Origin of the sequence: Arthrospiribacter ruber (genome assembly GCF_019343195.1) — a bacterium.
Classification (GTDB): domain Bacteria; phylum Bacteroidota; class Bacteroidia; order Cytophagales; family Cyclobacteriaceae; genus Arthrospiribacter; species Arthrospiribacter ruber.
This window is the reverse complement of sequence record NZ_RPHB01000008.1, coordinates 37795-52052: the sequence shown is the minus strand read 5'-3', so window position 1 is coordinate 52052 and position 14258 is coordinate 37795. Positions and strand designations below refer to the sequence as shown.

General features: G+C 41.8%; 12 protein-coding genes. 6 read left to right on the top strand and 6 right to left on the bottom strand.

Annotation, left to right across the window (positions count from 1 at the left end; translation table 11 throughout):
• Positions 1–50 precede the first annotated feature (50 nt).
• From EGN73_RS16475 to EGN73_RS16455, 5 genes are all read left to right on the top strand, one after another.
• Entirely contained in the window at positions 51–674 is a 624-nt protein-coding gene (locus EGN73_RS16475; protein ID WP_219292450.1) for a TetR/AcrR family transcriptional regulator, read from the top strand.
• Positions 658–2040, top strand: a complete 1383-nt coding sequence (locus EGN73_RS16470) for a TolC family protein (protein ID WP_219292448.1) — start codon at positions 658–660, stop codon at positions 2038–2040. Before EGN73_RS16475 ends, EGN73_RS16470 begins: the two co-directional genes overlap by 17 nt.
• Before the next feature lie 31 nt (positions 2041–2071).
• Entirely contained in the window at positions 2072–3202 is a 1131-nt protein-coding gene (locus tag EGN73_RS16465; RefSeq protein WP_219292445.1) for an efflux RND transporter periplasmic adaptor subunit, read from the top strand.
• 2 nt (positions 3203–3204) lie between these two features.
• A complete protein-coding gene (locus EGN73_RS16460) occupies positions 3205–6612 on the top strand; it encodes an efflux RND transporter permease subunit (RefSeq protein ID WP_219292443.1) in 3408 nt (1135 codons plus the stop codon).
• A 150-nt stretch (positions 6613–6762) separates the two neighbouring features.
• Positions 6763–7263 carry a UpxY family transcription antiterminator gene (locus tag EGN73_RS16455; RefSeq protein WP_219292440.1) on the top strand — a complete coding sequence of 167 codons (501 nt, stop codon included), beginning with the start codon at positions 6763–6765 and terminating at the stop codon, positions 7261–7263.
• 4 nt (positions 7264–7267) lie between these two features.
• Here EGN73_RS16455 and EGN73_RS16450 read toward each other — a convergent pair whose 3' ends face one another.
• The 6 genes from EGN73_RS16450 to ligA all read right to left on the bottom strand — a co-directional run bounded on the left by EGN73_RS16450 (position 7268) and on the right by ligA (position 13479).
• Complete coding sequence (locus tag EGN73_RS16450) at positions 7268–7969, bottom strand: hypothetical protein (RefSeq protein ID WP_219292437.1); 702 nt, start codon at positions 7967–7969, stop codon at positions 7268–7270.
• 140 nt (positions 7970–8109) lie between these two features.
• Complete coding sequence (gene xseB / locus EGN73_RS16445) at positions 8110–8304, bottom strand: exodeoxyribonuclease VII small subunit (RefSeq protein WP_219292434.1); 195 nt, start codon at positions 8302–8304, stop codon at positions 8110–8112.
• A complete protein-coding gene (gene xseA / locus EGN73_RS16440) occupies positions 8294–9610 on the bottom strand; it encodes an exodeoxyribonuclease VII large subunit (protein WP_219292431.1) in 1317 nt (438 codons plus the stop codon). The genes xseB and xseA overlap by 11 nt, the downstream gene beginning before the upstream one ends.
• Positions 9611–9665: 55 nt before the next feature.
• Positions 9666–10523, bottom strand: coding sequence for a 4-hydroxy-tetrahydrodipicolinate synthase (gene dapA, locus EGN73_RS16435; RefSeq protein ID WP_219292428.1), 858 nt, complete (start codon positions 10521–10523; stop codon positions 9666–9668).
• The gene (locus EGN73_RS16430) at positions 10517–11020 is read right to left on the bottom strand and encodes a DUF6913 domain-containing protein (RefSeq protein ID WP_219292424.1); all 504 of its coding nucleotides are present in this window, start codon (positions 11018–11020) and stop codon (positions 10517–10519) included. The genes dapA and EGN73_RS16430 overlap by 7 nt, the downstream gene beginning before the upstream one ends.
• Positions 11017–13479, bottom strand: a complete 2463-nt coding sequence (gene ligA / locus EGN73_RS16425) for an NAD-dependent DNA ligase LigA (RefSeq protein WP_219292421.1) — start codon at positions 13477–13479, stop codon at positions 11017–11019. Before ligA ends, EGN73_RS16430 begins: the two co-directional genes overlap by 4 nt.
• Before the next feature lie 146 nt (positions 13480–13625).
• Here ligA and EGN73_RS16420 point away from each other — a divergent pair, with 146 nt between their 5' ends.
• The gene (locus tag EGN73_RS16420; protein WP_219292418.1) at positions 13626–14258 is read left to right on the top strand and encodes a TetR/AcrR family transcriptional regulator; all 633 of its coding nucleotides are present in this window, start codon (positions 13626–13628) and stop codon (positions 14256–14258) included.

The following is a 14258-nucleotide window of genomic DNA, read 5'->3' as shown; positions in this document are numbered from 1 at the left end:
TTTGAACTTTTAAAAAGTTTCCTGAGTTTTGCATCCAAAATATAGATGAATTGGAGACCAGAGAGAAAATTATCGAAACAGCGACAGAGCAATTTATGCGCTTTGGGGTAAGGTCGGTTACCATGGATGACATTGCCAGGCAGGCAGGAGTATCGAAAAAGACTATTTATCAGGAATTTTCGGATAAGAACCAGTTGGTGTATGAAACCTTTGAAAAAGCCATTCAGGAAGATAAGTGCCACGTTGAACGTTTTCCTCAGAGCAAAATCGGAGTGATTGAGCACTTGGTGCAGCTCTCCCGGTATATGCGAGAGCGATTTGCCAATCTGAACCCTATGGTTTTAAATGAAATCCAGCGGTATTTTCCTCAAAGCTGGCAGTTGTTTGAAAATTTTAAGCGCGATTTTGTTCTTCAGGAAATCATCGAGTTGTTGGAAGAAGGGAAAAAGCAGGGCTTTTTCCGACCGGAAATTAACAGTGAAATTTTGGGACTGATGAGATTGGAACAAATGATGTTAAGTTTTGACCCGATCAAGTTTCCCCCGGCCAAGTACAATATTGTCGATTTGCAGCTGGAAATCTTCGAGCATTTTCTTTACGGGATTTTTACAGAAAAAGGAAAAGAAGCATACCTAAACCAAAAAAACACAGCACAACATGAAAACCACAATTAACAAGCTTTCAGCAATCTTCTTTGTGCTGATGCTTTCTGGGATGGCAAGTGCTAAAGCACAGCAAACAGCGAACTTATCATTGGAAGAAAGTATCAAATTCGCGCTGGAAAACAATGTTGAAGCCAAGAATGCCCAATTGGAAGTCTTGATTTCCAAAGGGGTCATCGGAGAAAACAGGGCTATTGGACTACCCCAGATTACAGGCAACTTCGAATTGACAAAAAACCTTCAGCCACCATTGATAATCTTACCGGCTGAAGCTGGTGGAGTAATTGGTGGAGATAATGGTGCTCCTGGTCAGGGAAGTGGTCCAGATGATATCACTGTCATCCCTTTCGCAGTAAATTATCAATCTTCGCTGACCTTTAATCTGGAACAGATGATTTTCAACGGATCTTATTTTGTAGGACTCAAAGCAGCGAAAACACTAAAATCCTTGACTGAATATGATAAGGAAAAAACTGAGATTGATGTCATTGAAGCAACAAAAAAAGCATACTTCACAGTATTGATCAATAAAGAAAGAAAAGTGTTGGTATCAGCCAATCTGGAAAGGATAAAGCTTTTGTTATCCGAAACAGAGGCCCTTTTCAATGAAGGCTTTGCTGAGAAGTTGGATGTAAGCCGTGTGAAGGTACAGCTTAATAATCTTAAAACTGAATTGGATAGGATTGAAGCTGCGGAGCAGATCAGCAAGCAGCTTCTAAAGCTTCAAATCGGTATGCCTATCAATTATGAAGTTGAGATATCAGAGAAGATTGCTGATATTCATTCACTTTCGGAGCTTGAGTCCTTACTGAATAATACTGGTTATAGAAGAGTCGAGATGGATCAGCTCAATACCAACTTGGATTTGGCCAAACTGGATATGAAAAATAACCAAGTGCAGTATATACCTAATATTTCTGCTTTTGGCACTTTCCAAAGGGTAACAGGAGCCCAGCAATTTAATACTATTCTTGATACCGATCGTTGGTTCTCCACCTCCTTTGCAGGTATCAGAATGAATATTCCAATTTTTGATGGATTACAGAAGAGCTATAGAATCCAACAAAACAGGGTTCAAATCCGGCAGTTAGAGAATCAGAAGTTTTTCTTAGAAGAAAATATTGAAAGAGAGCGTTTTGAGGCTAAGATAACTTTGCAAAATGCCCTTCGGACTTTAAATGTTCAGGCCGAGAATAGGGAGCTTGCCCTGGAAGTATTCGAAATGACCAAAATCAAGTATCAGGAAGGCGTTGGTTCCAACCTCGAGGTGGTAGAAGCAGATTCTGCCCTCAAAGAAGCAGAAACCAATTACTTCTCTGCCCTGTATGATGCTTTGATCGCCAAAGTGGAACTGGAAAAAGCATTGGGTATCCTTTAATCAATCAATTTAGAATTTACATAGACTATATATGAAAACTTATTTTCAATTGTTGACAGCCGCCCTGATTTTGTTGGTGGCATCTTGTGGGCAAAAAGATGAGCTTGCTGCCAAAAAAGAAGAACTGGAATCCAAAAAGAAGGAAGCCGCTGCTTTGAGAGTATCCATAGAAGAGCTCGAAAAGAATATCGCTGAGATGGATCCTGATTTTGCCAGAGAAAATAGAAAATCAATTTTGATCACTACCAAAGAAGCAAAACTGGGCCAGTTTGATCACTTCGTGGAGGTAACAGGATCGGTACTTTCCAAAAAGAATGTAAGCATAAGCGGAGAGGTATCCGGAAGGGTACAGGAAGTAATGGCAGTGGAAGGCATGCAGGTAAAGGCTGGGCAGCCTTTAGCGAGAATAGATGCGGAATCCATTCAGCGAAACATCGAGGAAGTGGAAAAGCAGCTTGAACTGGCATCTACCATTTTTGAAAAACAAGAAAGGCTTTGGAATCAACAGATAGGTACTGAGCTGCAGTTTTTGGAAGCCAAAAACAGAAAAGAAACCTTGGAGAAAAATCTTGCTGGACTGAAAACCCAAGAGTCAAGAACAGTTATCCGCGCACCATTTAGCGGAACAGTGGAGACTGTACTTATCCGATTGGGAGAGTTGGTTCAGCCCGGCACGCCGATGTTTCAGTTTGTAGGAGACAGTGACCTGTTTATAGAAGCAGATGTCTCTGAAAGGTATATAGGGGTGGTAAGTAGGGGAGATTCTGTTGAAATCACTTTCCCTTCCATCAATGAGACTTTGAAGACCAAAGTGTCTGCGGTGGGTGCCATCATCAATCCCAACAACAGGACTTTTAAAGTCGAGGTATTCCTGCCTAGAATGGCGAATGTAAAACCTAACATGATTTCAGTATTGAGGATAAAAGATTATGAAAGTGAAGATGCAGTCACTGTCCCCAATTACCTGATTTTGCAGGATACAAGAGGAGATTATGTCTTTGTCGTAGAGGATGGACACAGTGTGAAGCGCTATGTGGAAAGAGGCAGGACCTACAGGGATATCACAGAAATCAAAGATGGACTATCCGGAAATGAAGTTTTGGTAGACAAAGGTTTCAGAGAAGTAGGTGATGGATTTAATGTGAACATTGCACAGCAATAAATATGAGTCAGATACAGGAAAATAAAAAAGGAGTCATACGGGAGTTTGGACTGAGTTCTTTATCAGTCAATAATCAGACCTCGGTTGTGATTTTGGTACTCATCATCTCTGTCTTGGGGATGTTGGCCTACAGGACCATGCCCAAAGAGAGTTTCCCGGAAATCGTCATTCCTACGGTGTATGTAGGTACCTCATATCCAGGCAACTCTCCGATAGATATGGAAAATCTGATCACCAGACCCATAGAAAAGGAGTTGAAGTCGATCAATAATGTCAAAAACATCAAATCCACCTCAGTACAGGATTTTTCCTCTGTTGTGATTGAATTCAATCCCGGAGTAGAAATTACTAAAGCATTGCAGGATGTTAAAGATGCAGTAGACAAATCGAAAAGTGAATTACCCACAGACTTAGACCGGGATCCGGACGTCCTGGAAATCAACACTTCTGATTTCCCGATCATGAATGTCAATATTTCCGGAAATTATTCAGAGCAGGAACTGAAGAAATTCGGTGAATACCTGGAGGATGAAATTGAAAAGCTTCCTGAAGTATCCAAAGCTGAGCTGAGAGGTACAGTGGAAAGAGAAATCCGGATAGACGCAGACATTTACAAAATGGAAGCGCTGGGAGTAGCCTTCAGTGATATTTCGGATGCTGTTTCACAGGAAAATGTTACTATTTCAGGAGGTAACCTTCTTTCGGGTGAGTTTAGAAGATCCTTGAGAATTACTGGTGAATTTGATCATCCTGACGAGCTCAATGACATCATCATCAAGACAGAGGAAAACAAAATTGTTTATCTCTCTGATGTGGCTGAAGTTTCGGATACCTACAAGGAAAGAACCAGTTATGCCAGAAGCAATAAATTACCTGTAGTAACCGTCAATGTGGTAAAAAGGAGTGGAGAAAACCTGCTTGATGCTGCTGATAAAATCAAAGTCATAATAGACGAGGCCAAAGCAAACCGTTTTCCGGAGGATTTGGAGATTTCTATTACCAATGACCAATCCAAGCAAACCCGTTCTCAGGTGAATGACCTGGAGAACTCCATCATTTTCGGGGTGATTCTGGTGGTATTGGTATTGATGTTTTTCCTCGGATTCAGGAATGCCCTTTTCGTGGGTATTGCGATTCCACTTTCTATGTTCATCTCCTTCTTGGTGCTCAATGCTTTTGGCATTACGCTAAACCTGATGGTACTTTTTGCCTTGATCTTGGCCTTGGGAATGTTGGTGGATAACGGTATTGTGGTGGTGGAGAACATTTACCGATTGATGCAGGAAGGCAAATCACCAATAAGAGCAGCCAAAGAGGGTGTAGGTGAAGTAGCTTGGCCTATCATTACTTCTACAGCCACTACTTTGGCGGCATTTATGCCTTTGGCTTTCTGGGATGATCTAATCGGGGAGTTTATGAAATACCTTCCCATCACCTTGATTATCGTACTTTCTTCCTCATTGTTTGTAGCCTTGGTAGTCAATCCTGTTTTGACATCATTATTTATGAAGGTACAGGATGTAGAAAAGGAAAGACCTAAGAAAAAGCCTCTTATGATTGCGATCATTCTGATGGTGATGGCCGGAATTTCCTATCTGGCAGGTTCCATTACTTTTGGTAATCTCTTTGCCTTGGCATCTCTGCTTACAGCATTCAATGTCCTGGTGATGCGTAAAGCTATCAGGTGGTTTCAAAATGTGTTCTTGGTAAGGCTGGAAGAGTTGTACGAGAAGACTTTGAAGTTTGCTTTAATTGGTAAAAAACCGTACCTCTTTTTCGGAGGGACAGTACTTCTTTTGGTATTGAGTGTGGTTTTATTGGGAATCAGAGCGCCAAAAGTACTTTTCTTTCCGGATAACCAACCTGCTCTTGTCAATATTTTCATAGAAAACCCGATCGGTACTGATACAGAAGCTACCAATGCTTTTATGAAGCAGATGGAAAATGACCTCGCAGATGTATTGAGACCTTATGAAGACATCATCGAGGCGGTGATCACGCAAGTAGGAGAGGGTACCGGAGATCAGATGTCAAGTATGGGCAATACACCTACTCCGCATAAAGCCAAAGTGACGATCAGTTTCTTGGAATATCAATTTAGACAGGGGATCAACACCAATAAAATCATGGAAGAAATCCGTGAATTGGTTGAGAAGTACCCAGGAGTACTGGCCACTGTGGACAAACAGACAAATGGCCCTCCAGTAGGAAAGGCTGTCAATATTGAGGTGAGCGGGGAAAATTTTGAGGAATTGATTACCTACACCAATAGGCTTAGAGAGTATCTTGCCAATGCCAATGTACCTGGTATCGAGGAACTGAAATCAGACCTGGAATTGGGGAGCCCTGAGGTGGTGTTGAAGATCAACAGAGAAACTGCAAGACGTTTTGGTCTGTCTACCTCTACCATTGCCAATGAGCTTAGAACTGCTTTGTTTGGCCTTGAAGTATCCAAGTTTAAAGAGGGAGAAGATGATTACCCCATTCAGCTTAGGCTTAAGGATGAATACCGATATGACATTACTTCTTTGATCAATAAAAAAATCAATTTCAGAGACAAGTTTGGCAACAAAAAGGAAGTTCCTATCTCTGCCGTAGCTGATTTGGAATATGGTTCTACTTATGGATCTGTCAAAAGGAAGGATTTGGATAAGGTAATCACCGTGTTTTCAAATGTGACAGATGGCTATAACCCTACTGAGATAAATGATCAGCTGAAAGCTTTAGTGTCTGAGTTTGAGGAAAGTGATGGCATCACGGTTAAGTTTACCGGGGAACAGGAAGAGCAGGAAAAATCAACTGCATTCCTGATGCGGGCATTGTTCATAGCTGTCTCCGTGATATTTCTGATCATCGTAGCACAGTTCAACTCCGTGACCACGCCTTTTATCATCATGGCTTCGGTGGTTCTGAGTACTATTGGCGTATTCCTTGGCCTTTTGATTTTCAACATGGACTTTGTAGTCATTATGACCGGGATCGGAATTATTTCCCTTGCAGGGGTGGTAGTGAATAATGCCATCGTATTGATCGATTATACCAATTTGGTCAGAGAGAGAAGACGGGAAGAACTCAATACTCCTGAAGATGAATACCTGCCGTACAATGAATTGCTGGACAGTATCATCTTAGGAGGTAAGACGAGGTTGAGACCGGTATTGCTGACGGCGATTACCACAGTTCTGGGATTGATTCCATTGGCCATTGGGATGAATATCAACTTCGGTACTTTGCTGAGTTCCTTTGACCCTCAGTTCTTCGTCGGTGGTGACAATGCAGAATTTTGGGGACCCATGGCATGGACTGTAATATTTGGGTTAACCTTTGCGACGTTCCTTACGTTAGTGATTGTACCTGTCATGTATTTGATGGCAGATAAATTGAACATGTTGATTCGTAAAATGAAATAGCATGATTAAATAAAGGTTGGTGGTTTTTAAATGATTAAACCCTTGAGGTCTTATCTCAAGGGTTTTTATTTTTTATGGCATCCAAAAAAGCGTTTGAATGCATAATACAGCTTAAATTTGTACTTTTGACCTTCAAAATTTTAGAATAGTATGAGTGAGTTGCAGTGGCATGTTATGTACACCACATCCAGGGCGGAGAAGAAAGTAGCACAGAGACTTCGGGAAAAAGGTTTAGAAGTATTTCTTCCGATGGTGGAGGAGCTGAGACAGTGGTCTGACAGAAAGAAAAAAGTTCAGAAGGCTTTATTCAACGGTTATCTTTTTGTGAAAATTGCCAGACCCAATTTGTGGGAAGCTTTACAGGTCCCAGGAGCGGTGAAGTTTGTACATTTTGCCGGAGAACATGCAACTGTCAGGCAGGAAGAGATCGATACCATTCAGCGGATTTTGGAAACCGGAGTAGCTGTGGAAACCGACAATTCTGAAATCGAAAAAGGTGAAATTGTTAAGATATTAGGGGGTCCTTTGGAAGGTATGGAAGGTGAATGTGTCAACAAAGGTAATAAAGACTATTTCATTATCCGTGTACCTGGTATCCACCAAAATGTGATGGTCAATATTCCAAGGAAGTTTCTGCAGGTGATTGGATAAAAGTTTACTTTTTCCTTTTTGCCAAAAACCTTTTATACACGATCTGCGCTTGTGCCAAATGGTCTCCGAACCTGTTGAAGTTTTCGTTACCATCTAAATTATCCGAAAAGGTAAACAACATGGTTCCTTCCAATGCAATGTCGGACAAATCTCCCAACCTAAAGCTAATACCGGCCCTGAATGGAACATATCCGGTTGTGATATTGGCTCTTCTAAATTGGGCGTCTGGTTCCAATGAAAAAGCTTCCTGTCTTTCTACATGCATGATTCCAAGCCCTAAACCAGCGTATAGGTTGACCCAAGAACGGTTCATGTGATTGACATAAGGTATCAAGTAAAAAAGAGGCATTACATCAGCGTGAAAAGCATGTCCATTGAACTGAAATGCACTTCCGTACAGATTCCAATGGTCCTGAACCCGTTGAGATGGATTTCGGTTGCCACTTTCAATCCATTGCACTCCTCCTGTGGCTTTTAATCCCCAATGAGGGTGAAACCTCTTGGTGTAGGAGATGGAGGCTGCAGGATTCCAAGGGAAATTGAAATTTCTGTAGGTTCCTCCATTATCCGCATAAATAAATGAAGGCCCGACTCCGATTGACAAGACTTCCGTCTTCGGAATTCTTTCCTTGTAAAAATTCTGGGCCATAAGCCCCATACTGGACAATAAAAATACAAGTAAAAGTATGGATAGTTTGGTTTTCATATTCTCTGATCCTTCATGTTTTACTTTTCATAGCTACAAAGGTGCCAAACCATGCAGTATCCATAAATAAAACATAAAAATGTACTGTGGTTCCTTATTTTGGTAATTTTTGACAAAAATATAGATTTATCAGGAATAAACTAATCTTCAGAAAGTGCTTTTTGAATGTCTTCTTCAGTCATTCGAAGTTTTTCCCTGCACATTTTCACCAAAGACGAAGCTTCTTTTACCATTTCTGAAAGCTCATCCATTCCTTTTTCTCCGCTTTCCAGCAGGGCAACGATTTCTTCTATTCTTGCCATTGCTTTGTCGTAGCTGATTGATTTATCCTCCATGATTTTTTATATTATTGATGGTACTGGTAATTTTTTTATCCAATGTATAGGTTTCGATTTCCTTTCCTTCTTCCAATTTGGCTTTGTGGATGGGCACTCCGTCTACTTCAGTTCTTGTGTACCCTCTTTCAAAAAAACTGGCCGGATTTAGGTTTTTGATTTCTTTTTCAAGTTGTAAAAGGCGTACACTTGCTTTTTGAAGGTTGTTGTGAGAAGAGGCCCTAATACTTTTACTTATGGCGTCCAACTTAATGCGCTCCATGGATATTTTATGCCTGGAATGAGAGAGTAGCCTATTTTCCTTGAAAAGTAAGGACTGCTTATGTTGGTGGAGCAAAGTTTTGGCGGAAACTTCCAACCTACTTTTCAAAGAATGTAACTGTTGGTTTTCCTGTTGAATGGCTACATTGGCTTTTCTTTCCAGTTGCTTTAGAGATTGGATCAGGTTGGCTTCAAACTCCTGAAACCCGGAAAGGATAAATTCTGCTGCTGCAGTCGGGGTTTTCATCCTGGTATGGGCAACGAGATCAGCCACAGTCTCATCTCTTTCATGGCCTATGCCAGTAATCACAGGGATGGAACACCTGGCAATGGTTGCCGCTAGATCAAATTCATCGAAACAGTCCAGGTCCAATTGGGCACCGCCTCCTCTGATCAAAAGCACTGCGTCAAATTGAAATATCTCATGGTCAGATTGGATTTTTTCGAATGCCCGGATGAGAGTCGGAACGGCTTCATTTCCCTGTAAGGTGGCCTGATAGAGTTCATGGTGAACCTTGTATCCAAAGCGGTTATTTTCGATTTGGTTTACAAAATCACCATAACCAGCTGCTGTGGAAGAGCTTATGATGGCAATCCTCTGGGGGACAATTGGAAGGTTTAATGTTTTATTCAGTTGGAGCAAGCCTTCTCTGTTGAGCTGATCCAAAACTTCCTGCTTTTTTCTGGCCCGTTCGCCCAAGGTATAGTTTGGATCAATGTCTTTGATGTTCAGACTTAAACCATAGAGTTCATGGTAAGTGACTGACACTAAAGCGAGGACTTTCATGCCGGAATTTAGCTGCTGTCCGGTGACCTGACTGAATTTTCCAGCTACTGACCTGAATGTAAATGCCCAACAATTGGCCCTGACCTTTGCTGCTATTTTATTACCGCTTTTTTCAACCAGATCCATATAGCCATGCCCCTGGGAAGCATGGGTCAGTTGGGCGATTTCCGCAATGACCCAATATTGAGGCTCCAGGTGCATCTCGAGGGTATCCCGGATGATTTCATTAAGGGCCAAAAGTGTTATGGGCTGGGACATAAACAATATAAAGTATAAAATAGCAGGGTAAAAACCCTGCCAGTGATATGAGGGCTTATTTTACCAGGTTTTCCTCAATATTTTTTCTAAGTGAATCCGAGGCTTTCATTAAGGGAAGTCTTACTGTATCTCCACAAATCCCTAGAAGATTCATCAGGCATTTTAATCCTACCGGATTACTTTCTTCATACATGTATGGATTGAGATCAAGGAGCTTAAATGCAGCTTTCTTGGATTCCTCTGCATTTCCATGACAGATGGTTTTGAAAATCCCCGGATAGGCATTGGCCAATACGGAAATTACTCCAGATCCCCCGATCACATTCATGGAAGGTGTGAGGATATCGTCTCCCGAGATCAAAAGAAAGTCTTCCGGCATCTTGGCTGCTATGCGCATACACTGGGAAAGATCTCCGCTTGCTTCTTTCATACCAATGATATTGGAATGTTTGGCCAAAGTCAGGGTAGTGGAATAACTTATATTTGACATGGTCCTTCCAGGTACATTGTAAAGAATTACAGGGACCGGACATGCGTCTGCTATGGCTGTATAATGGGCAATGATTCCTGCCTGACTAGGTTTGTTGTAATAAGGGCTTACAGAAAGTATGGCATCAATGCCCGCGAAATCTGTGTTTTTGATCTCTTCGAGGATGGCTTGAGTGTTGTTTCCCCCCAATCCATATACAATGGGTAATTTCCCATTATTGTATTCCAGGGCAGCTTTCAAAACTTCCTTTTTTTCTTCTTTGGTAAGAGTAGCGCTCTCACCTGTAGTGCCCATGACTACTAGGTAATCTGCTCCACCTTGGGTGACGTGGGAAATGACATTTTTCAGTCCATCGAAATCCACGGAATAATCTTCATTGAAAGGAGTAATGAGGGCTACGCCTGTTCCTTTAAGTTTTAACATGCTTCTTTGATTTTCTTGAGGTATTCTATCAGGTGGTATACATTGGATTTGAGGTCATCGGACTCACTGGTCAACATCAGGTCCAAATATGGTTTGTTCTCATCTGAATACAGACCAATGGTGAATCCACTCTGATTTTGAAGGAGCAAATAACGCAAATATGGATTAAGCTGTAAAGAAGGTATCAGAATAAAATCCATTTTTTCTAAAAGAAACTCGTTGAAATACTCGGAAGGAAGGGCCAGCCAGTTGAAGTTTTTATGTGAAACTGCCTCTACCATTCGAGATTCTTCCTCGGTATAAAAAAGTCCGATGACACGCACCTTGTATCCCCAAAGGTCTCTTATAAGATCTTTGGTAACCAAAAAATCCTCCTCGGAATTGGCCAGAATCCCCATACAACGGATTTGGTGGGGAACCTGAATTTCCCTTGGAGGCAGGGATTTCAGCAATTTGGCCAGCTGCCAGTCTATCATTTTATCTTTAAGCCATTTCATGTATTTTGATTTTTTCCGGCTATTTGGAGAAATTCCTCTTCAGAGATCAGCTTTACACCTAATTTCTCTGCTTTTTCCTTTTTGCTAGGCCCCATGTCTTCTCCCTCAATGATAAATGTAAGGGCTTTGGAGACAGATTTCACATATTGCCCTCCATGGGATTCTACAAAGTCTATGATTTCATCTCTTTTAAAATGTTGCAGCTTTCCGGAAGCCAGGATTTTCATTCCTTCCAGCGCGTTGGATTCCAGTTTGGTCTCAGATTCAGCCAACTCAAAATTCAGGCCATGGCTTTTGAGCTCTTGTATGATCTTCTGATTGTCTTCATCTGCAAAATAGTCAAAAATACTGTTTACCAAGGTTTCTCCTACACCATTGACCTCTAAAAGTTGATCGGAGGTAGCCTTTTGGATGTTGTCCAGACTTTTAAAGTGTTTGGCCAGTAATTGTGCGGTATTTTCACCGATATTGCGGATGCCCAGAGCAAACAGGACTTTTTCAAATGGCTGGGATTTGGAAGAGGCTATGCCCTCCATCATGTTGCTGATGACACCCTCCTGAAAAGTATTGGCCTTAAGTTTCTTGATCCTATCTTCTACTTCAGTGGTCAAGGGAAGGTTTAGCCTGAGCATGATCTGATGTACAGTGCTTTGATGCATGGAGACTTTGATGAGCTTGTCCATGTCTACCCAATGGCCTAAGAACTGATGCAGAACCAAAGGCACGGGCAGGAATTCTTCCATTTTTGGAAGTTTTACTTCCTCCAGTTCCTTTATCAGCCTTTTGATGGTCCCGGTATTTTGGGCTGTTTTTTTATTGGTCGCCCTGATGAATTCCAGGAATTTTTCGAGAATGGCTTCCAATTCCAGTTCTGCATGTTTTTCCAGAAATTTGTTTATCGCACTCAGGGCAATTCCCTCGGTCAAAGCAAACAATGCCTTATTGAGAGAAATATAGAGTATTCCATCGTCTGATTTTTCATATTGATCCTGACTCATTTCCAAGCCCAGCAACTCATCGGCTTTGTCCTGTAGCGTGTATAGGTCGGCTGGATTTTTAATATAGCCTTGATCAATCAGGGTTTTGATTCTTTCTGTTCCCAAAGAATCAATATCCATGGCCCTTTTATGCAGGAAATGTTCGATTTTCCCTAGTACCTGCGGAGGACAGGATTTGGTGTTGGGGCAAAAATGCTTGGCTTCCCCTTCTTTCCTTTCCAGTGCAGTACCACATTCAGGACAATAGTCGATATACTGAATGGGTTGAGCACCTTCCGCTCTTTTGCTTTCCACCACTCCTGTTATTTTTGGGATGATTTCGCCTCCTTTTTCTACTAGGACAGCATCACCTTCATGCAAACCAAGACGTAGGATTTCATTGGCATTGTGAAGAGATGCCCTCTTGACAGTAGTGCCTGCAAGGTGCACAGGAGAAAGGTTGGCTACGGGTGTAATGGCCCCAGTTCTTCCTACCTGATAAGTGATGGAAAGCAGTCGGCTCTCGGAGCTCTCAGCTTTGTATTTGTAAGCGATTGCCCATCGGGGGATTTTTGCAGTGAAGCCAAGTTCTTCCCTTTGGTCATAATTGTTGACTTTTAAGACGACTCCATCCGTGTCGAGTGGCAGCTCCAACCTTTTTTCACGCCATTTTTCTATATACTCAAATACCTCTTTTATCGAACTGCATTTGGTATAGGTCTGGGAGACATTGAATCCCCAGCTTTCTATAAGTTTGATGGCCTGATCATGGTTTTCTACTCCGATGTTATCTCCCAAAAGTTGGTAAAAATAGCAGTTCAGCCTCCTTTTGGCCACTATGCTGCTGTCCTGCATTTTGACAGTTCCGGAAGCCGCATTCCTTGGATTGGCCAGTAAAGGGTCTCCGGCAGCTTCCCTTTCAGCATTGATTTTATCAAATTCCTTTCTGGGCAAAAATATCTCCCCCCTTACTTCAAATTTTTCAGGAACATTTTCACCTTTAATGTGAAGGGGGATGTTTCTGATGGTTTTGATATTTTCAGTCACTACATCTCCTTTGGTTCCGTCACCACGGGTGACTGCACGTACCAGGCGTCCATTTTCATAGACCAAACTGATTGCGACTCCGTCAAACTTCATTTCGCAGAAATATTCATAATTTCTGTGCTCTAGTCCTTTGGCTACCCTTTCGTCAAAGGCTAACAGTTCCTCTTCTGAATAAGTATTGCCAAGAGAAAGCATGCGGTATTCATGGTTGGCCGTCTCAAATTCTTTGGTGATGGTGCCTCCAACCCTTTGGCTTGGACTTTCGGGGGTTAAAAATTGGGGAAACTCACTCTCGAGGCGAATCAATTCTTCCAGCAATTGATCAAATTCAAAATCCGATATTTCAATGGTATCCTCCTGATAATAAAGGTGATTGTGGTAATTGATCTGCCGGGTAAGTTCCTCTATCCTTGATTGTGCCTGCGCTTCAGTCATAAAATTTCAAAATATTCTTAAAGTGTAACAGTCAAAATTAAGCTTTGTCCATGCAATCACAAAGGAAAGATTAGACAGGAAGTGATTTTATTGCATTGGTCTGTATGTGGGAGGGATTAATTATATTTGCCTCCCATTACGGCATTATGAGTAAAAAAGCAGATATAGAAAACCGGATTTTGGATGTGTCCTACCAGCTCTTTTTGAGGCAGGGATACAAAAACACCACCATGGATGACATATCCCAGGAGTTATCCATGAGCAAAAAGACCCTGTACAAATATTTTCCCGGAAAGCTGGAGTTGCTATCGGCAACCTTTGATGTTCTCAAAACCAAACTGGCCATCAAAGTACAGACTTTGCTGGAAAATAAGTACATCACTTTCGCGGCTAAGCTGAAGTCTCTCCTAACGGTAGTGGCAACAGATCTGGCACCAATCAATCCGGAACTATTGGAAGACCTTCGTGATCATGCACCGGAAGTTTGGAAGGAGCTTCAGGAATACATCCGTGAATCGGCATACCTGCGTTTTCAAAAACTTATAGAAGAGGGGAAAGAAAAAGGATATGTTGCCTCTCATGTAAACATCAGTCTGGTAGTCTTTATGTATGCTTCGGCCATACAAAGTCTGATAGATCCAAAGTTTCTCGCTCAGTTTCCCAAAGAAATGAGAGATGGGATGGGGCTGAAAACCGCAGAGATTTATGATCAGGCCATTCAGATCATTTACCAGGGTATCCTGACAGAAGAAGCAAAAGAAGCTTATCAGCAAACTTAA

Coding starts and splice junctions, on each gene's coding strand:
- EGN73_RS16465 (WP_219292445.1), top strand. CDS start 2,072: ATGAAAACTTATTTTCAATTGTTGACAGCCGCCCTGATTTTGTTGGTG.
- EGN73_RS16455 (WP_219292440.1), top strand. CDS start 6,763: ATGAGTGAGTTGCAGTGGCATGTTATGTACACCACATCCAGGGCGGAG.
- dapA (WP_219292428.1), bottom strand. CDS start 10,523: ATGTTAAAACTTAAAGGAACAGGCGTAGCCCTCATTACTCCTTTCAAT.
- EGN73_RS16460 (WP_219292443.1), top strand. CDS start 3,205: ATGAGTCAGATACAGGAAAATAAAAAAGGAGTCATACGGGAGTTTGGA.
- ligA (WP_219292421.1), bottom strand. CDS start 13,479: ATGACTGAAGCGCAGGCACAATCAAGGATAGAGGAACTTACCCGGCAG.
- EGN73_RS16470 (WP_219292448.1), top strand. CDS start 658: ATGAAAACCACAATTAACAAGCTTTCAGCAATCTTCTTTGTGCTGATG.
- EGN73_RS16430 (WP_219292424.1), bottom strand. CDS start 11,020: ATGAAATGGCTTAAAGATAAAATGATAGACTGGCAGCTGGCCAAATTG.
- EGN73_RS16420 (WP_219292418.1), top strand. CDS start 13,626: ATGAGTAAAAAAGCAGATATAGAAAACCGGATTTTGGATGTGTCCTAC.
- EGN73_RS16450 (WP_219292437.1), bottom strand. CDS start 7,969: ATGAAAACCAAACTATCCATACTTTTACTTGTATTTTTATTGTCCAGT.
- xseB (WP_219292434.1), bottom strand. CDS start 8,304: ATGGAGGATAAATCAATCAGCTACGACAAAGCAATGGCAAGAATAGAA.
- xseA (WP_219292431.1), bottom strand. CDS start 9,610: ATGTCCCAGCCCATAACACTTTTGGCCCTTAATGAAATCATCCGGGAT.